The organism is Ancylomarina sp. 16SWW S1-10-2 (genome assembly GCF_009669305.1).
In the GTDB taxonomy this organism is placed as follows: domain Bacteria; phylum Bacteroidota; class Bacteroidia; order Bacteroidales; family Marinifilaceae; genus Ancylomarina.
This window is the reverse complement of record NZ_SADB01000011.1, coordinates 83659-104858: the sequence shown is the minus strand read 5'-3', so window position 1 is coordinate 104858 and position 21200 is coordinate 83659. Positions and strand designations below refer to the sequence as shown.

General features: G+C 30.9%; 16 protein-coding genes. All 16 read left to right on the top strand.

The genetic code is table 11. The features are described from left to right. Position 1: 1 nt before the first annotated feature. The 16 genes from EMN46_RS10990 (at position 2) to EMN46_RS10915 (ending at position 21151) form a co-directional block, all read left to right on the top strand. On the top strand, positions 2 to 1066 hold the full coding sequence (locus EMN46_RS10990; protein WP_154200856.1) for a GNAT family N-acetyltransferase: 1065 nt from the start codon (positions 2 to 4) through the stop codon (positions 1064 to 1066). A gap of 17 nt (positions 1067 to 1083) precedes the next feature. Then, positions 1084 to 1713: a sugar transferase gene (locus tag EMN46_RS10985; protein ID WP_154200855.1), complete on the top strand. Its 630-nt coding sequence runs from the start codon at positions 1084 to 1086 to the stop codon at positions 1711 to 1713. A gap of 47 nt (positions 1714 to 1760) precedes the next feature. Beyond that, positions 1761 to 2681, top strand: a complete 921-nt coding sequence (locus EMN46_RS10980; RefSeq protein WP_154200854.1) for a methionyl-tRNA formyltransferase — start codon at positions 1761 to 1763, stop codon at positions 2679 to 2681. Between the two features lie 36 nt (positions 2682 to 2717). After that, the gene (locus tag EMN46_RS10975) at positions 2718 to 3320 is read left to right on the top strand and encodes a sugar transferase (RefSeq protein ID WP_304505404.1); all 603 of its coding nucleotides are present in this window, start codon (positions 2718 to 2720) and stop codon (positions 3318 to 3320) included. Between the two features lie 131 nt (positions 3321 to 3451). Further along, positions 3452 to 4513 carry a GNAT family N-acetyltransferase gene (locus tag EMN46_RS10970; RefSeq protein ID WP_154200852.1) on the top strand — a complete coding sequence of 354 codons (1062 nt, stop codon included), beginning with the start codon at positions 3452 to 3454 and terminating at the stop codon, positions 4511 to 4513. Positions 4514 to 4596: 83 nt separating this feature from the next. Further along, the gene (locus tag EMN46_RS10965) at positions 4597 to 5733 is read left to right on the top strand and encodes a DegT/DnrJ/EryC1/StrS family aminotransferase (RefSeq protein ID WP_154200851.1); all 1137 of its coding nucleotides are present in this window, start codon (positions 4597 to 4599) and stop codon (positions 5731 to 5733) included. Positions 5734 to 5869: 136 nt separating this feature from the next. Then, complete coding sequence (locus tag EMN46_RS10960) at positions 5870 to 7969, top strand: nucleoside-diphosphate sugar epimerase/dehydratase (protein WP_154200850.1); 2100 nt, start codon at positions 5870 to 5872, stop codon at positions 7967 to 7969. 775 nt (positions 7970 to 8744) lie between these two features. Beyond that, positions 8745 to 10460, top strand: coding sequence for a right-handed parallel beta-helix repeat-containing protein (locus tag EMN46_RS10955; RefSeq protein WP_154200849.1), 1716 nt, complete (start codon positions 8745 to 8747; stop codon positions 10458 to 10460). A 1884-nt stretch (positions 10461 to 12344) separates the two neighbouring features. Then, entirely contained in the window at positions 12345 to 12890 is a 546-nt protein-coding gene (locus EMN46_RS10950; RefSeq protein ID WP_229130338.1) for a UpxY family transcription antiterminator, read from the top strand. 309 nt (positions 12891 to 13199) lie between these two features. Continuing rightward, positions 13200 to 13808 (top strand): DUF6266 family protein, encoded by a 609-nt coding sequence (locus tag EMN46_RS10945; protein ID WP_154200847.1) that lies wholly within the window; start codon positions 13200 to 13202, stop codon positions 13806 to 13808. A gap of 66 nt (positions 13809 to 13874) precedes the next feature. Next, positions 13875 to 14246, top strand: a complete 372-nt coding sequence (locus tag EMN46_RS10940; RefSeq protein ID WP_154200846.1) for a GxxExxY protein — start codon at positions 13875 to 13877, stop codon at positions 14244 to 14246. Between the two features lie 231 nt (positions 14247 to 14477). Next, positions 14478 to 15176 (top strand): polysaccharide biosynthesis/export family protein, encoded by a 699-nt coding sequence (locus EMN46_RS10935; protein WP_195715247.1) that lies wholly within the window; start codon positions 14478 to 14480, stop codon positions 15174 to 15176. Positions 15177 to 15253: 77 nt separating this feature from the next. Continuing rightward, positions 15254 to 17710, top strand: a complete 2457-nt coding sequence (locus EMN46_RS10930) for an exopolysaccharide transport family protein (RefSeq protein WP_195715246.1) — start codon at positions 15254 to 15256, stop codon at positions 17708 to 17710. A 263-nt stretch (positions 17711 to 17973) separates the two neighbouring features. Beyond that, entirely contained in the window at positions 17974 to 18870 is an 897-nt protein-coding gene (gene rfbA, locus EMN46_RS10925) for a glucose-1-phosphate thymidylyltransferase RfbA (protein WP_154200843.1), read from the top strand. Positions 18871 to 18989: 119 nt separating this feature from the next. After that, entirely contained in the window at positions 18990 to 20018 is a 1029-nt protein-coding gene (locus EMN46_RS10920; protein WP_154200842.1) for a sugar-transfer associated ATP-grasp domain-containing protein, read from the top strand. Positions 20019 to 20122: 104 nt separating this feature from the next. After that, positions 20123 to 21151 (top strand): sugar-transfer associated ATP-grasp domain-containing protein, encoded by a 1029-nt coding sequence (locus tag EMN46_RS10915; protein WP_195715245.1) that lies wholly within the window; start codon positions 20123 to 20125, stop codon positions 21149 to 21151. Positions 21152 to 21200: the final 49 nt, after the last annotated feature.

The window sequence follows — 21200 nt, the reverse complement described above, 5'->3', positions numbered from 1 at the left end:
TATGCAAATACTACAAGCTAAAAATAAAAATGATTATAACGAATGGGTATCTATTTGGAGTAATTGGAAAGGAAAGGAAATTTATGCTCATCCTGATTATTTGTCACTTTATGGCGATTGTTCAGAGGCGATGTGTGCTATATTGGTTCAGAATAATCTTACCGTTTTATTTCCTTTTTCGATAAGAGAAATTGAACTAGACGTTTATCAAGATAGCGATGAAAAGAAGTTCTACGATATTATTACACCATATGGTTATGGCGATGTATATGTTATAGGTGAAGGTGATTCAGTAACAGTGAAAACAGAATTTCATTTAAATTTTAAAGAATGGGCTTCATCTTATGGTATTGTGAGTGAGTTTGTTCGATTTAATCTTTTTAGTAAAAGTGTCGACGATTATCATGGTGAAATAATCCATAATAGCGATAATATTGTTTGTGATTTGACTAAAGGAGAGGAACAAATATGGAAAGAATTTAAACCCAAAATAAGGCAGAATGCTAGAAAGGCATTGAAGGCTGAAGTTTCTATTGAATTCGATTCTAAAGGTGAGCGTTTAGATTCTTTTTTACAATTGTACTATGGTACCATGAAAAGAAGAAATGCTCTTGATAAGTATTATTTTAAGAAAGAATTTTTTGAAATGATTCATAAGAAATTAAAAGGCCATTTCATTTATTTCTATGCAACTCATAATGGTATAGATGTTTCTGTTGAGTTAATTTTAATTTCTGATGAAAATATTTATTCATTTTTAGTCGCTTCTGATGAAGCTTCTTTTCATTTACATCCCAATGAATTGCTTAAGAATGAGATAATAAAATGGGGCATAAGTAAAGGGAAGAAGAATTATGTGATCGGTGGCGGTTATGGCAAAAATGATGGGTTATTCTCTTTTAAAAAGGATTTTTCTCCAACTGGCATTTTACCATACTATGTAGGAAAGAAAATTTATAACCACGATGTTCACGATAAACTAGTTGTATCATCTGGAGTCGAGATTTTAGATGATGCTAATTTTTTTCCTTTATATAGAAAAGGAATGATTAGTGAGCTAATATAAATACCATATTTATTTTGATGTATAGAAAATATTTAAAGCCATTTGGGGATAGAATATTCTCCTTGGTCTTACTTCTGTTTCTTTTTCCGATACTACTAGTTATATCCATTTTTTTATGGATTACAAACAGGGGTATGCCTTTTTTTATTCAAGAACGTCCAGGTTTCCATGGTGAAATATTCAAGATTATTAAATTCAAAACCATGACTGATGAGAGGGATAAAGATGGAAGCTTATTACCCGATCATCAAAGATTAACACTTCTAGGGAGAATTGTAAGAAAAACATCTGCAGATGAACTTCCTCAGCTCGTAAACATTCTAAAAGGTGAGATGAGTTTTATCGGTCCAAGACCTTTAATCCCAGAGTATTTACCTTTTTATACAAAAGAGGAACAATTAAGACACGATGTGAAACCTGGAATTTCAGGATTAGCTCAAATTAATGGACGAAACACTTTGGGTTGGAATGAAAGGTTGGCTTATGATGTTGAGTATGTTAAGACGCTTTCTTTTAAAAATGATATTTGGATTGTATTAAAATCTGTGGCTATCATTTTATCTTTTAAGAGTGGGCATATCGATCCTATGGCAAATATTAAAGACTTAAGTAAAGAAAGAAAAGACAGTGTTTTTAGTAATAGTTAAGAGGTAAAGTAGCAAGTAATCTTGATAGAAATAAACTCAATAATTTTATGAAAATATTATTTTTTGGAATTTATGAAATAGGAATAAAAACCTTGGAGGAGTTACTTTTATTACCTACTGTTGAAGTCATTGCTGTGATTACAAAGCACGATTCTGTATATCAAAGTGATTCGGTTATTGAATTAGCACAAAAGCATAATTTATTATGGTTTCAAGCTAAATCTCTTAATTGTGAATATGTTATAAATACTTTTAAACAGTTAGACTTTGACTTAATTGTTGTTGCTGGATTTCATTTAAAAATTCCGCATAAGATTATAAAGTTAGCGAAGATAGCTGCTGTTAATATTCATGATTCATTACTGCCAGATTACAGAGGACCTAATGCTTCTAAGTGGTGTATTATTAATGGTGAAAGTAAGGCAGGAGTAACCATTCATTATTTAACTGATAAGCTTGATGATGGTGAGATAATAGCACAAAGAGAAATATTAATATCAGAAACAGACACTTCAAAAACTCTCTTTAGTAAGGTATCATTAACGAGTGCCAAATTGCTTGCAGATACAATCCAGTTTTTCCAAGAAGAAGGATACTTCCCATTTATTGAAAAACGATCTAAGGGTAGTTATTACTCTTATCCGACATACGATGAAACAATTATTAAATGGCGGGAATATGATGCACTTAAAATTTCAAGATTAGTAAGAGGTTTAAATCCAAGTCCTGGGGCTTGCTTGGAATACAAAGGAAATTGTTATAGAGTGTTGGAAGTTGAAATTTTAAATTGTGATTCACAAAATAAACCTGGAACGATAGTATCTATTTCGAATAAATATATTGAAGTGAGTACTCTAACATACGATATAAGAATTATAGGTGTCGTAAAAAGAATAAATCAAGATTATTCAGTAAATCAGTTTGTTATAGATAGTGCAATAGAAGTTTCTAGTTGCTTTTCTATTTAAAATGTTTAATGATGAATGTAAATTAATAATATGTATATGAATTTTTTAAAACCTGTGATAGATTTTTTTTTAGCATTAATTCTGTTAATCCTATTCTCACCAGTATTAGTTTGTACATATTTTATTCTATTGATTGGGTCTAAAATGAATCCGGTTTTTATACAAATGCGGCCTGGATATAAAGGGAAACCTTTTAAAATATATAAGTTTAAGACAATGACTGATGAAAAGAATATTGATGGAAAATTGTTACCCGATGAAGATCGTTTGACATTAATAGGTCGAATCATTCGAAAAACATCACTAGATGAATTACCGCAGTTAATCAATGTTTTGAAAGGAGACATTAGCTTAGTAGGACCAAGACCATTGATTATGAGTTATCTCCCTTTGTATAATGCTGATCAAGCTCGAAGACATAATGTAAAACCTGGAATTACTGGTTGGGCTCAAGTTAATGGGCGAGATGCTATTTCTTGGAATGAAAAGTTCAAGTTGGATTTATATTACGTTGAAAATCAGAGTTTCCTTCTTGACGTAAGAATCCTCTTTAAAACAGTTATCAATGTTTTATCTGGCAAGGACGAGAGTCCTGAAGCATCAGAAACAATGGCCGAATGGTTTGGCAATGATACTTGAATATAAGAAGATTACAATAACTAATTTTTGATGGTATTTAATCAAAAATCCTCTAAAGAGTTTATTGTAAAATGGATTGATCCTTTTACTTGTTATAATAAGAAATATAATTTTTCATAAAATCAATTACTATGAAAATACTATCTACTAAGATAGAGAGTGAATATCTTACATGGTTGAATATTTGGAGAGAGTGGAATGGAAAAGAAATATTTGCACATCCCGATTATCTTAACCTATATGATGATTATTCAGATGCCATGTGTGCAGTTTTTAAACACGATGACAAAATAGTACTTTATCCATTTTGCTTGAGAGATTTATCTACCGATTTTTCATTAGCTCAGCAAAGCAACGATATTATTTCTCCATATGGTTATGGTGGTCTTTATTTAATTGGTGATGGCGATTTCAATGCTATTATTGAAGCGTTCTATCTTAAATTTAGTGAGTGGGCAGTATCGAAAAATATCATTAGTGAATTTATTCGTTTCGATTTATTTAATGAAAGTCGTGATAAGTATAATGGTGATATTATTCATAACAATGATAATATTGTTTGTGATTTAACAAAAGGGAAAGAGCTTCTTTGGAAAGAATTTAAGGCAAAAGTTAGAAATAATGTTAGAAAAGCGACCTCTAATAATATCAGTCTAAAATTAGACTTTAATGGAGATAGAATTGACGATTTCCTTAAGGTTTATTATGGAACAATGGATCGAAGGTTAGCTCAAGCAACTTATTATTTTAATCGAGAATTCTTTTTACGAATCCATGAAAAACTTAAAGGAAATTTTGTGTATTTCTTTGCAGAAAAAAATGGGGAAGTAATCTCAGCCGATTTGGTTCTAATATCAGATACAAAAATTTATTCATTCTTATCGGGGACAGATCGGGATGCTTTTCAATATAGACCTAACGATTTTGTTAAATACAACATTATCAATTGGGGCGTAGATGAGCATAAAACAGATTACGTTATTGGAGGGGGATATAAGATGTTAGATAGTTTATTTTCTTATAAAAAATCTTTTGCTCCAGAAGGTATTATTCCTTTCTATGTGGGTAAAAAGATTTATAATGCCGAGTTGTATAATCAGTTGGTTGAGTTTAAGGAGAATGAATTACTAGAGAATTCTGATGTTTTGGATCGAGATTCTGATTTTTTCCCTTTATATAGAATGAATAGTTAAATAAACTGGATGTCTCTATAAAACACAGGTTTTATGTTGTTTTAGTTGTGAGACCTTATCAATCACTTTAAAAATTGTTGAATATGCAAGATAAGATATGGCTTTCTCCCCCTCATATGGGAGGTAATGAGATGACCTATGTGCAAGAGGCGTACGATACAAATTGGGTTGCACCCCTTGGTAAAAATGTAAGCGAATTTGAAAAATCAATAGCAAAATATCTAGATCTCAATCAAGCATCTGCGTTAATTGCAGGTACTGCCTCAATTCATTTAGCCTTAATTTTATTAGGTGTTAAGGCTGGGGATGAGGTGATTGCTCAAAGCTTTACTTTTTCGGCAACGGTAAACCCAATACTCTATTTGGGAGCAACACCTATTTTGATCGATTCAGAAGAAGATACTTGGAATATGAGTCCATTAGCACTTAGGCGTGCAATAGATGATAGAATTTCAAAGGGTAAAAAACCCAAAGCTATTATTCCTGTTCATTTATATGGAATGCCTGCTAAAATGAATGAGATAAAAAAAATTGCTGACTTCTATTCTATTCCTATTGTGGAAGATGCTGCCGAAGCTCTCGGTTCTAAGCTTAACGATAAAAAAATGGGAACATGGGGAAAATTAGGTGTTTTATCTTTTAATGGGAATAAGATAATAACAACCTCAGGAGGAGGAGCCTTAATTTCTGATGATGAAACTCTAATAGAAAGATCTCGTTTTTTAGCATCACAATCTCGAGATGATGCACCACATTATCAACATAGTGAAATAGGTTATAATTACCGCATGAGCAATATTGTAGCAGGAATTGGACGAGGACAAATGGAAGTTATAGATGAAAGAGTTGAACAGAGAAGAAAAGTAAATACTTGGTATAAGGCTTTGCTATCTGAACAGGAAGGGATTACCTTTCACAATGAGCCTACAAAGAATTATTATTCTAATTATTGGTTGACTTCAATTATTGTAAATCCAAAAGAAACTGGAGGTGTTACTAATAGCGATATTATATTGGCCTTAGAGAAAGAGAATATCGAATCTCGACCTTTATGGAAACCGATGCATTTACAACCCATATTCTCAAAATATCCTTTTTATAGTACTGGCGTTTCAAAAATGCTATTTGAAAAGGGCTTATGTTTTCCATCTGGAAGTAATATGTCCGAAAATGATATGCAACGCATAAAAACAACTTTGAAACAGATATTAAAGTTCTAAATGATATTATTCAGACTCTAAGTAGCGTATAATATATTACCTTATTCTAATGAATATCTCAATATTCGTTATTTGATTTCAACAACCTATTTTTTAATTACTACAGCAATTTTTCGACCTATATAAGCTCTCCGTTATGAAAAAGAAATTATTTAACCTATTCAATAGGCGTGTTTTATCCCCTTGGTGGATTTTTTCAATAGATTGGTTATTAGCATCCTTAGCATTTGTTGTTGCCTATGTTGTTCGTTTGAACTTCAAGATACCTACAATTAGCCTACTAGATTTTTTAATAACTGGAGGAATAAGCGTTGGTGTATATGCTATGTCATTCTTGTTTTTTAATTCGTATAAAGGCGTTATTCGTCATACAGAATTAAGGGAGTTGATACGTTTAATTTACACCAACTTTAGTTCAGTTGTAATCCTATTCGCATTAGATTTATTAAATCAAAGTTTTAATCTTGGAGTTATACATATACCTTATTTAGTTTTGGTACTCCAATTTGTATTTACTTTATTTTTCTTGACAGGTTTTCGAATGCTGGTAAGGGAATTATATGCTTATCTATCTAGATTTGAGAGAACTAAGAAAACGCTAATATATGGAGCAGGCGATTTAGGTCTTTTAGCTTTAGAGATATTGAATAAGGAGCGAAAAGAGAATTATGAAGTAGTTGGTTTTGTTGATGATGATAAGAATAAATGGTCAACACATTTAAGAGATATTCAAGTAAGTGGATTCCCGAAAGCGATGTCGTCGGGAATGAAAAAAGGTGTTACTATGGTCGTCCTCGCTATCTCCAAGATGCGTAAAGAAAAGATTAGTGAGATCACAGAGATCTGTTTAGAAAATAATTGGGAAGTAAAAGTTCTTCCAGATTTTGATGATTGGATAGATGGTAAGATGCCTACTAAAAGTGTAAGAGATGTGAAAATTGAGGACCTCCTAGGACGAGATGAAATTAAATTGAATCTAGAAATAATTAGTCAAAGTTTAGTTGGAAAAACAATTTTGGTTTCTGGAGCTGCAGGATCAATAGGCTCTGAAATTGTACGTCAATTATTGAGATTTCCAATTGGAAAATTAATTCTTTTAGATCAGGCAGAATCTGCTTTGTACGATTTGCAGCAAGAAATAGTTTCGAAGTATGATAAGGCATCATTCGAATCGATAGTTGGAGATATTTCTAACCAAGATAGAATGCGAAAAGTATTCGAACAATATAAGCCTCAAATTGTATTTAATGCTGCAGCATATAAACATGTTCCATTAATGGAGGGTAACCCGTACGAAGCAATAAATGTAAACGTAAGAGGGACACGAAATTTGGCTGATTTATCAGTTGAGTTTAATATCGAAAAATTTGTCATGATCTCAACTGATAAGGCAGTGAATCCTACAAATGTTATGGGAGCTTCGAAGCGTATGTGTGAAATTTATATTCAGGCATTATCCCAACGAGGAAATATAAATACGGCATTTATAACAACTCGATTTGGAAATGTTCTAGGGTCCAATGGCTCGGTAGTTCCTTTGTTCAAAAAGCAAATTGAACAAGGTGGCCCAGTTAAGGTTACACACCCTGATATTACCCGATATTTTATGACTATTCCGGAAGCTTGTCAATTAGTTTTGGAAGCTGGCTGTATGGGACAGGGGGGAGAAATATTTGTTTTTGATATGGGAAAACCTATCAAGATTCTCGACTTAGCTAAGAAAATGGTTCAATTGGCTGGTTTAAAGCTAAATGTTGATATTAATATAACTTTTACTGGATTAAGACCTGGAGAGAAGCTGTATGAAGAATTATTAGCTAGGAGTGAAGACACCTTGCCAACACACAATAAAAAAATAATGATTGGTCAAGTTCGTCATCATGATTATGAAGATGTAAACACTGCTATATCACAAATTTTGGATTATCTGAATATAGAAGATAATGATAAGCTTGTAGCTAGAATGAAGGATCTCGTACCAGAATTTATTTCTAAGAATTCTGTTTATGAATTACTTGATGAGCGTGGTAAGAAAACAGATACAGAATTATTAATGTTTGATAATGATTCAATAGAATCTAAAGAAAAGGAATCAATTTCTATCAAGGCTGAATTAGATGTTAGTAACAAATCTGTTATTGATTTATCTAAAATAAAAGAGATGAATCCTAAGTTGAAAAAGAAAAGTATACTCAGTTTAAGAAAGCAAAAATTGATTGATTCTAGTTATATCTAATAATCAAAATTTGTAAATCTTTAATATCTAAAATTTATATTACAGATAAGAATTTACTCTAGATAAGATATCTTTCATGTCATTTATATAGACGACTATTTTTAATGCCCCTTTGGAATTATTTCCAAAGGGGCATTTGTTTTTATGTTTGATTATTAGATTGTTATCTAGAATTGATCTAAGGATACTTGTATTTAATGTGTAGATTATTTCCCCAAATTTTGAGACTTAATTCCCCAAAATGAATTTTTGTTAGAAGAGTGAATTTAGATGATAAAAATAAATTAATTATTAAGTTGTCTGTATGTTAGATAGTTGTGTTATTGTGTTTGTGCTTCATTAATATTGGCATAAACTGGAACAAAAATTGAAATAGACGATAATTGTTATTGCGTATCAAAATAAGAATTAATGTCGATTAATTAAAAACTTTAATAAGCCTTAATTTAAGTTAGTCAGTATTTATTTGTGTTTAGTGTAAGTAAAGTAGTTATTCATAGTGTTTGAATAGTTTTCAGGAATAAGTATTGTTTTTTACACATGTTAACAATATAATTTACGAAGTAAATTAGGTTAAGTTTTTTTGAAGGAAGAAGAGAAACGTTTGTGAAGTTGGATATTTGTGTTGCTTTAAATAACGTTTTTGATTGGATAAAAAAGTGATTATTTATCCAGATTTGGAGATTATGACATTAATTTTTATGATGATTTCGCTTTGCAATAATAGACTGAATAACAGTCTTGAGTTTATTGTTTAAATTTTATTAATATTATCATGAAAAATCTAATTTGTCTTTATTTTATTTCAGCTCTTTTATTCACTTCTTGTGATGAGCTCATTAGTATTGATGAGGAAATTATAACACCTGAAGAGGAAGTTATACCAACTGCCGAGTCGGATGACAAGAATACTCCGAGCGATTATGACTTTTCAACATTACAAGCAGGCGACACTTTGAATATTACTTATACTCACGATCTTGGAGGAGAATCTATTGCTATTCCTGCTGGTGTAGTCATTAATTACAATCAAGGGAAATTAATACATGGAACTCTTGTTTTTACACAAGGTGAAATAGCTAGTGAGTTATTCAATAAGGATTTGAAAATTGAAGGCAAGCCAACATTGCAAGAAAACACCTACAAGTTTATTACGGAGAATTGGAATATTACTGAAGGTGAAATTAATGATGCTACTGCTCTGGTTAATAAGCAAGTACTTGAAAATGCAATAGCTGAGGCTAAAATGTATGAAGCAGCCATTTTTGAAATTGATGAAATTGATGCTTATTTCTTAGTTAGTATGGATAAGAATTTTATCCCTTCGAAAGATGCTGCAATTTCAATTCCAAGTGATATAACGATTCAAATGTCTGAGAAAACTCACCTACGTGTACAAGGAAATAAATACAAAGCATATTCACTTTTTGGCTTAAGAGATGTTTCGAATGTGACAATCAATGGTGGAAATTTATATGGTGATCGTGATAATCATGATTATTCGCCAGTAGTAAATCCAGATGGAAGTATTCAGTATACTCATGAATGGGGATATTTAATAGATATTGTTACAGGAATAAATATTAAGGTAGAAAATGTGAAGCTATCTGATGCAACAGGTGATGGAATATTTATTCAAAGTATTGGATTTACTTATAATAATGATTACAAACCATCTAATAATATTACAATTACAGGTTGTACTTTTGATAGTAACAGACGTAATAACTTGTCTATTACAGATGGATATAATATGTTGGTGGAAAATAATTTATTTTTAAATGCGGGAGTTGATACGCAATATTCAAAAGGAACAGCTCCTAAATGTGCAATTGATATTGAAGCATATAGACAAAGAAATTCTAGCGGTGATTTAGTTCTTTATCAAGTCGCAAAAGACATTACAATTAGAAATAATATTTCAAAAGGTAGTGTGGTTAGTTCTTTTCTAGTAGCTATTGGACAGGATATTATTATAGAAAATAATACAGTTGAAAAGAATTTAGGATTTTCTTTAGCCAATGGAGTTAAGATTAGAAATAACACGGTTACTGGAAAAGATTTATCAGCTGCTATTTCGGGAGGAGTTGCTAAGGAATCACTTACTACATATGGTAACGAAATCTCTGGTAATATTGTTTCTTCATCAAGACAAGGAATTATTGTTTATAACAAAGGTGTTAAGGTATTTGATAATATAATTAGTGATTGTTCTACAGGTATAAGTATTAAGGACATGACTGATGCTGAGATTTATAATAATACAATTACAAGTAGAAAAGCTAACTGTTATGGTATTTTTGTTCATGTAGCTAGCGTAAATAATGTTGAAATTAAAAACAATGATATTGACGTTTCTTATCAGTCAATTGCTTTTATAAATGTTAATCTTGAGGTTGGTCAGTTAAGTAATACCGTAAGCGTATCAGGAAATGAATTATCAGGTGGAAAAGTGAGTGTTTCTAACTCAAACGGAATTGTTGTTGAATAAGAATTTGTTGAATCTTAAGAAAAAAGCATCAAGGTTTGTAAACCTTGATGCTTTTTTTTGTTGTGGAAACAGAAAAATTGGCCAATGGTGCCTTGCACCACTCATGCTTTTCAGGCATGAAGGTTGTTGTTGGTGTTGTTGTTTGCGATTGCTTTATTTTTTTCTGCAGTGCTTGTAAGTTTCGGGTTTTAATATTGCTTTGGGTTTTCTTCCTTTAAGAATAAAATGTGTCTTTAAGTTTGATTTGTTACAATTATAGAACATCAACCTTACATCTGATAGTATCAGTTCGACTATTTACTTGTAAGTATAATATTATTTATAATGGAACTTATTCTATTTTTTTTCAAGCTCATAAGTATGTGAGACAAATTCATTTTCAAAATTAATTCTGTAATTCAAGTGATTTTGATGTTAGAAACAATATTGCTAAATGAAAGATAAATCGAAAAAGCATTTTCTTAATAAGTTGAATATGTATTTTTAAGAAGTTTTATTGAATGTAAAAAATATCATTCTTGATCTTGAGAATTTTTGTTTGCCTTCAATAAAAATTAGTTACAAACTTGATTGTTCCTAGTTCCCATATTGGGATCTCCACAAATAATAAGACAGATTCAATCTGAATTTGCACTAAAATAAGCGATATTCCCGATTTGATTTTGTACATCTTATTCTTTCAGAAGAATAAAATTTAGAATCAACTATATTAATCAAGACATACAGATTAAAATATAGAAGGAATGCTAATGAATATTGGAAAGATGTCTTTTAAGGTTTTGTCCTTCATTATTGTTGATTGAAAGGAAAATTATAAGAGTTCGATTTGCCCTAATATATCATGAAATTTTTACAAGATCAGAGAAAGAAAGTTGACTATATGATTGAAGGGAATAAATGTGTTTCTCCTTTTAATCAATAGAATCTATATAGGGCTTTTTTTAGTCTTGTTTATTTCGATTAGTCCTCTGATACCTCTCTTAAATAATGTACAATAGAAATATTTAATTAAATTTTTCATCTACACTTTTGAGTGGTATAATAATCTCTATTTGACGGAAATTATGGTCAAATAAGAATAAATTAACAAGTACACTATATTACTTAAAAAAGATAACTTATTCAGGTTTAATTATCAAAAAGCCTATTGATATGGAGTGTCGTTTATTTTTCATTTTTTGAATGTTTTGTTTAATTGTTGATGTTTTGTATGTATTTGTAAATAGGAGTTTTGGGAGGTTTGTGAGAGTATGGATAATAGGTTTTTTATGTATTTAATTTATCAATATATATGTGTTTTTATTACTTGGGATTTGTCTATTTATATTGTAATATTTAATAATTTAGATTAGTATGTGTTAACAATATATTTATCTATTAGATCATTGTATTTTGACAGTTTGTCTATATTGATGTTGCATTCATCAAATGGATTAAAGATATATTCTTCATATCTAAATAAAAGTTCATAATTTTGATGAATCGAAACTATTGTAATTGAATATGTGATAGTAGAAAAAGGATATATCAAATATAGACTTGAGTAATTACTATACGACCCTAAACTCTCTCACTCCAAAATAAGGAACTATTAAGGATCTTAAGTTTTAAAAGAAACGTGAATAATAGGACTTTATAAAATAGTATTTCTAGGGAAATTTTGGCCTAAACATTTTTTTAGGGTATTGAAATTTATTTAAAAGTATAATAGTTTTACTTAACGACTCTTCAGTTTTTAATAAGTACTAACTGAAAATGTTCATAATAGTAGGTGCAATTCTAAAATATGAATTGGGGCCGAATGAGCGGAGCTTTGCTAAGTTATTGTGTAAATCGTTGATTCTACTTAGTTTATTTGATCATTTTCACACTAAAAAAAAACCATTGGAAATACTAAAAAGAACATACAAATGGTATGCTTTATATACACGATCTCGGTCGGAGAAGAAGTTGTATAGAGAGCTTGAAGAAAAAGGTATTGAAGCTTATTTGCCATTGAAAAAGGAACTCCGAGTTTGGAGTGATCGAAAAAAATGGGTAGAAACACCTTTGTTTACATCCTACGTGTTCGTTAAGGTTAGTAATAGTGAATATTATGATGCTATTAAATCTTGTTGGGCTGTTCGCTACGTTTGTTTTGAAAATCGTGCGGTTTCAATTCCAGATTCTCAGATTGAATCATTAAAGTTGCTTCTAGAAGATACGAATCGTCATGTTGAGCTTACCCAAAATACTTTGAAAAAAGGAGATCATCTTGAAGTAACTATTGGTCCATTAAAAGGCGTTCGTGGGGAACTTCTTGAATTGAGAGGACAACATAGAATTGTTCTTCGTTTCTTAAGTCTAGGCTGCTGTGTTCATGCTGATATCTCGATGGACGAAGTGAAAAGATTGAAAATACCTGTAGAGATAAATTATGCTTTAGATTAATTTATTTTTTTGTTTTGTCTTTCAAACAAAGCTGGATCAAGACTGGATGCTCTTTGGAACAAGCTTGGATATAGCCGTTTATGTTATAGTCTAGATAGGGGCTTATTGTACTCCCTAAGGCTATTCTTTCCTATTGATGGTCTATTGTATGACTATTATCCATTGTAGAAAGCGATTTGTTTCGTTTATAAAGCCCGTGAAGATAATTATTCTTACCTGAATAATTATACTGTATGCTCTTTTAGAATTTGCAATATTACAGAAATATAGATTAGACTTCCTCTTCTGTATATATACATATCAATAACCATGGCAAGTATTAAAGATAAATTAATAAGCGGATTAGTCGGACCTGTGATTATTTCACATCGTTACGGTAAATCTTATATCAGGAGCAAGCCAATTAAGGTTAAAAACCCTCGAACTCCAGGGCAAGTTATACAAAGGAGTAAATTTAAATCTGCTAGTCAATTTGTAAGTCGGAATCTAGATGAATTAATCAGACCCTATTGGAATCCAGAAGGAAGACGCAACGCAATGAGTGGTCAAAACTTATTTTGTAAACTTAATACGCATGCTTTTAATTCTAATGGTTTCCCAGATATCACAAGATTAAAACTAACTACAGGAGATTTAGGTGAGGTTAATGGTTTAAGAGTAGAGAAGGCTGGTGATAATATTATTCGATTTAAATGGAATAATAATTCTAGAGATAAAAAAACAAGTGAAGAAAATCAGTTCAAATTATTTGGGATGAACTTGGATTTAAAAGTAAAAGAATTCCCTTGCGATGCACTTAGAAAGCACGAAGCATATACGCTAGATTTAAGGGAGAATACATTTGTTTATTTATTCTGTTTCTTTTGGAATCCTCAATTACAATTAGCTTCAAATAATGAGTGGATAGATTGCACGTAAAACTAGAAATAACAATAGTGAAGTCTTAGAAAGTAAATAATATTAATTCTAAAACTGATACCTGCCATGGAAAATAATATATATCAAGCAGAAGTTGATAAACTCATAGAAGTTGGAAATTATATTTATAAACAACTTGGACAAGGTTGCCAAGAGGATGTTTACAAAGAAGTTCTAGAACTTGAGTTGGAGTTGAGGAATATTCCTTATTCAAGAAATAAAAAATTAGACTCCAATACTCAAGAGAAGAGCGAGTCGTTTGTGTGTTTTGATAAAATACTCGTTGAGTTAAATACGCATTTATTCTTGTCGGAAGATCAAGAAAATGTATTTAAGAATAGCTTAACAGATGTTGATCCACCATTAGGTCTGCTTTTTAATTTTGGTAACAAAAAGCTACAATACGTTAAGGTTTTTGAGCAGTGTGTTTTTCAATAGCATATTATCTTGCATATGAGTTCCTAGGCTTAACTACTTGAATTTTGCCAAATAAAATATTCAAGCCTAGACGTGTTAAAAAGAATTTAAATTTCAGTTTAAAAGGTATGAAAATAAAGAATTAATTTAATGGTTAAACTTATACGATAAATCATGAAATCCCATAAACTATTATTACTGCTACTCTTATTTTTTATTGTTTCCTGTATCCCTCAGAAAAAGACCATTTATATGAGAGATGTGAGTGGAAAGAAAAATTATATAAATCTTTATACAAAGGCTGTTGAGGTAACTGAAGCTTATACAATTCAACCTAGAGATTATATTTATATTCGAGTTCTTACTCCAGATGAAGCAGTGGCTAGTCTATATAATTTAGGAGGTGCACAGGCTACAACAAATATGGGGCAAGAGGGTAGTGTTAAGTTCCAGAGTTACCAAGTAAGTGATGAAGGAGAGATTGATTTCCCATATGTTGGTCAGGTCAATGTTATTGATTTAACTATAAAAGAAGTTAAATCAAAAATGCAAGCTATCTTGAAAAAGCATATCGATACGTTTACGCTTCAGGTTCAGTTGACTAACACTCAGTTTACAATTTTAGGTGAAGTGAACGATCCTGGGCAATATAACATGAGTAGGGATCAACTAACGATATTTGAAGCGATTTCTTTAGCAGGGGATTTGACTATATATGGGAAAAGAAAGAAAGTGAGAATTGTTCGTCCATCTACTGATGGGACTAAGACCATAAATATTGATTTAACAGATGTAAATCTTGTTGATAGCAAAAATTATTATATCCAACCTAACGATCTTATCTATGTAGAACCTATAAAAGCTAAGATGTTTGGTTTCGGAGAAACATTCTCATTAAGCTTAATTACTAGCTTAATAACTTTCTTCTTATTGGCTGATTCTATTAAATAATAGATTTTAATAGTCTCACTATTTTATCTCATCAAATACACTAAGTCATGTATCACTCAAATAATCAAAATAATTCAATGAACAGTGATGTATTTAACCATGAGAACACGTCTAAGCGTGAAAAGCCAAATATTAAGAAATGGATTTACCTTTTTTTGAGAAAGTGGCATTGGTTTGTGATTTGCGTTTTAATTGGACTAGTAGTTGCATTTTTTATTAATATAAACACAACACCTGTTTATCGAGTTAATTCTACAGTGTTAATAAAAAGTGAATCTGCAGGTCAATTACCTGACGAAATGTCTATGATGGGTGGATTCTCTACTCCCGATATGCAAAATTTCGAGAATCAAGTTGTTTTGTTAAAAACAGAATCTCAAATATTACAAACTTTAGATCAACTTGATTTTAATGTGAGTTATTTTATGAGGGAAGATATCAAAGGATATAATACTCATAATATTTTAAAATCGATAAACTCATTTTTATTTCCTCATAGTCAAAATGGTGCTCAAGAATTATATTTGAATAATCCCTTTAAGGTCATTTTGGACCCGACTCAAGCTCAGCTTGTAGATGTTGAATTCCATATTAGAAGAAATGAACTTGGAGAACTGAGATTAATAGCCGAAGGTGAGGAGCTTATAGCACATAATTTCGCTAAAAATGAAGATGTTGATTTGATACCTAGTATTAATTTGGATGAAAAGATTGAATTGGGTAAGGTTATAGTTGGTCAGAATTTTGGTTTTACAATCGAAAGTATAAATCCAGATTTCGAAGAATTATTATATGAAAATGATTTCTTCTTTATTATTCGCAATAATAAGAGGATGGTTAAGGATTTTAAAGACATTAAAGTTTCTTATGCCGCTAAAGGCGCTTCCATCGCAACAATGTCTACCACCGGAACTTGTTTTGAAAAGTCGAAAGCCTTTTTAGATAAATTGATGGAGGTGTGGATTCAAAATGGCTTGGATCAGAAAAATTTGATTGCCAATAATACTATCTCTTTTATTGATCAACAACTTTATGGTTTAGGAGATACTTTAGGACGTATGGGAGCAAAACTACAACGGTTTAGAACGTCGAATAAAGTGGTTATGCCTACAGTACAGGTCGAGGCTGGTTATACCCGATTGCAAGAAATAGATGCACAAGCTTTAAAACTTCAGATGCAGGCTTCATTTTTTGACCGTTTAAAAGGCTATTTAAATAAAAGAGAAGATTATAATAATTTGATTTCTCCTGCCTCAGTCGGTTTGGAATATAGTGTTTTAAATGAATATATTACACAGTTAGCTAAAGTTCGATCGGCTCTTTTTCAATACAAAGGAAAAGAAAAATTGAATAATCCTATTTTAGAGAAACTGGAAAGGGAAGAGGCTACTATTTTAGCAAACCTATACGAAAACATAAATTCACAACAAGAATATATTATTCATCAACAAACTGTTTTATCAAATCAGAAAATTCAGATCTCGAGACAACAGAATTTGCTTCCTGGTAAGGAACAGCAGTTTATGAATATAAAAAGGAATTTCGATTTGAATAATAACCTTTACACCATGTTATTGGAGAAACGGGTTGAAGCTCAAATTCAGAAAGCATCTAATCTTCCTGACAATGAAATTATAGAACAAGCCTATTTTGAAGATATAATTGCACCTAAAACAAATCAGATATTTCAAATGGCTATGTTGCTAGGTTTAATTCTACCTGCATTATTCCTTTTTCTGAAAGAGTTTTTTAATAATAAAGTACAATCTAAAGAAGATTTAGAGGAGATTACTTCTATTCCAATAGTTGGAAATATTGCTTTAAGTAAAAAAGAAGGAGATGTTTTGACACAAAAATACCCGAGGGCTCCAATTACTGAGGCTTTTAGATCACTTAGAACACGTTTAGATTACTTTAAAAATGGTAGTGATAAACAAGTCATTCTTGTAACTTCTTCAACTGGAGGAGAAGGGAAAACTTTTTGTGCAGTTAATATGGCTGGAATATTTGCCCTAGCTGGTCGTAAAACTATCGTTCTAGGTTTTGATCTTAGAAAACCAAAATTAGGACAGTATATCGGTTTATCCGAAGAAAAAGGCATAACGAGCTATTTAATAGGTAATAATACGCTTGATGAGGTGATTAATTCTACAAAATATAAAAATTTAGATTGTATTGTATCGGGACCTATTCCTCCTAATCCTGCTGAATTAGTAGATTCTAAAGAAACTCAGACCCTATTTATGGAATTACAAAAGCGATACGATTGTATTGTTATAGATACCAGTCCGGTAGGTATTGTTACGGATGCTTTATTGTTAACTCCATATGCCAATACAAATATTTTTGTGGTAAGACACCAATTTACGCATAAACAATTCTTAGAGGAAAATTTGAAAATGTTGAGAGAGGCTAATATTAAAAATATGGGTCTTGTTATGAATGGTATTAAATCTCAAAAATATGGTTATGGATACACCTACGGACAAGGCTATGGTGATGAGTATGGAGAATTTAGTGAGGAACATAACTAAATTTATAGCGGTGTGAGTTTTTATTGCTCAATGGAAATACAGCAATTCTTTTTTGTTGTCGATCGCTGATGTTTTTGTTTAGTTCTGATAAATTCATCTATATGCCTCATTTTTTAGGTTTAAGTGAGAAATCCAAGCTTCTTTTGCAAAAAACTCAATGTTTTGGTGAGGATAGACTGAAAGTAGTTGTTGAATGGTTTTGGGAGAATTTAATCTAGTATCTAGTTGTAAGGAATTTATCGTTTATTAATATATAAATCAGCATGAAAGGAATTATACTAGCAGGTGGAGTAGGCTCTCGCTTACATCCTATTACGCAGGGAGTTTCAAAACAATTGCTTCCTATTTATGATAAACCGATGATTTATTATCCTTTATCTGTATTAATGTTAGCTGATATTCGTGAAATTTTAATAATAACAACACCTGAAGATCAACAAGCGTTTATTAGACTTTTAGGAGACGGCTCACAATGGGGTATAAAGCTGTCTTACATTGTGCAGTTAAAACCAGAAGGAATTGCTCATGCCCTTATTTTGGGTAAAATTTTTGTTGGACGTGATGATGTCTGTTTGGTTTTGGGCGATAATGTTTTTTATGGAACAGGATTGATTCCTTTGTTAAAAAATGCCGTTTTTGAAGTTACAGAAAATAGAAAAGCTTGTATTTTTGGTTATTACGTAAATGATCCTGAGCGTTACGGTGTGGCTCAGTTTAATCAGGAAGGAGACGTTATAAGTATTGAAGAAAAGCCTCAAAATCCTAAATCTAAATATGCTGTTGTTGGACTTTATTTTTATCCGAACGATGCTGTTCAAAAAGTTGGAAATATAACATCTTCTGTACGTGGTGAATTGGAAATTACAAGTTTAAATCAACTTTACCTTGATGAGAAAAGATTGATATTACAAAAAATGGGAAGGGGATTTGCCTGGTTAGATACAGGAACGCATGAATCGCTTATGGAGGCAGGTAGTTTTATTCAAACTATAGAAAAACGACAAGGATTAAAAGTAGCCTGTTTAGAAGAAATTGCTTTTAAAAAACATTGGATTAGTGTAACTAAACTAGATGAAGCGATTCAACACTACGGAAATAATGTGTATGGTGACTATTTGAAACAATTGGAGAATGATATTTCTTATAAATATGTCTTGTAAATGGATGTGTAGAATTTGAGCTTGAAACTTATTCTATCAGCACAATGTTATAATATTTTTAAGTTCAATTCTATTTCATATTTATAACGATCATCAGCTTATTAAATAAAAATATATTTATGGAGAAGATTCGTTTTTTTATTTATGTGGTTTTATCGTCCCTAAAACATTGGAAGAAACTTATTTCTTATAGTCGTTTTTATAAACAAAAATATAAGCGATCAGTATACTATTTCTTTTATATGGCTTGGTTGCATTATCTAAAGTTCGGTATGCATCCTTTAGATTATTTTTATGCTGATGTTTATGGAAATAAGGAATTTGATCCCCGCGAACATGCCAACACGTTTTTTATGTACAAATTTCATAAAAAGCTTAATAATAGGGCCTTTGTAAAATATTTTTCTGATAAGAGACTCTTTAATAAATATTTTAAGGCATATATGGGACACCAAAACCTTAATCTTAAAAATATTACGCTTAAGGAATTAGAAGAATGGATTGAAAATATAAAGGGAGAGCATTTGATGATTAAAAAAGCCAATAGTGTTGGAGGCTTTGGAGTCAGAAAATTAGATATTAAAAGAGAGAAAGGTCTTATATATGTAAATGGCAAAGAACTGAAAGATGCTTTTCATAGTTTGAAAAAATATGATCTTTTGGAAGAGTTTGTTGTTCAGCATGAAAAATTTAATAGACTAAATCCTAGTTGTTTAAATACGATAAGAGTTGTTACTATAATTGACAAATATAATAAGGTAAATATTCTAGGAGCAGTTTTAAGATTAGGTGTAAATAATGATAAAGACAATTTCCATTCTGGAGGAATTGCTGTAAATATTGATGTAGATACTGGCTGTCTTAGTGGAGACGGATTTAAGTTGGCTCCATCTGAACCGGAGTTTTTCACTAAACATCCTACTACACAAGTTGTTTTGGATGGTTATTCTCTTCCACATTGGGATCTTCTTATAAGTACTGTGAAAAAAGCTTCTAGTATTTTTCCACAAGCTAGAACTATTGGATGGGACGTGGCAATCACAGCCAATGAGCCTACCTTAATTGAAGGAAATCATGATTGGAACAAGCTTATTATGGAAAAAGCATTTAAAAGAGGTATACGAAAAGAGCTTGAGGCATATTTATGATGAGTCATAAAATGTGACATATAAAAGAGTCTTCTCTTATAAGAAAGAATAATTAGTTGATAGATTTATAAAGCTTAATAGATAATTAGTTAGAAATGCATTTTATGGAAAAGTTACTCTATTTCATTTTTGTGGTTTTAACATATGTAAAGCATCGAAACAAACTTATTTCGTATAGTCGTTTTTATAAGCAAAAATATAAGCGATCGTCAGGCTATTTTCTTTTTATGGCTTATATATACGCATTAAAGTACAGTATGCATCCTTTATATTATTTTTATACTGATGCATATGGGGATAAGGAGTTTGATCCTAATGAACATGCAAATTCGCTTTTTACGTATAATTTTCAAAAAAGACTAAATAATAAGGCTTTCATAAAATATTTTTCGGATAAGAGACTCTTTAATAAATATTTTAAGTCATACATGTGTCACAAATTCTTGAACCTTAAGAATATCACACTTGAGGAATTAAGAGAATGGATTGATAATATAGAGGGAAATTCTCTGATGCTTAAAAAAGCCAATGGTCTTGGTGGTTTGGGAATTAAAAAAATAGATATTCATAAAGATAAGGGTGTTATATATTTTAATAATAAAGAATTAAAAGATGCTTTTATAAGTATAAAAAAACATGATATTCTGGAAGAGTTTGTTGTTCAGCATGAACAAATAAATAGACTAAATCCGAGTTGTTTAAATACTGTACGAATCGTTACTGTAATTGATAAAAATAATAATGTAAATATTATTGGAGCAGTACTGAGATTAGGAGTGGAAAATGATGTTGATAATCTGTCAGCAGGTGGAATAGCAGTAAATATTGATATTAATACAGGATGTCTTACTGGGGAGGGATTTAAGTTGGCTCAATCTGAACCTTCAACTTTTTTTAAACATCCTATTACACAGGTTGTTTTAGATGCTTATTCTCTTCCACATTGGGAACTTCTTATTAATACTGTGAAAAAAGCTGCTAAAGTTTTTCCACAGGTAAGAACCATTGGTTGGGATTTGGCAATCACAGCCGATGGAGTTGATTTTATTGAAGGAAATCATGATTGGGGGATATTTCTTATTGAAAAAGCACTTAAAAGAGGAATCAGAAAAGAGCTTGAAAAATATTTGTGATTAGCAATAAGAAAAGAAAGCAACATGTTAGATTTCATGATCATTAAAC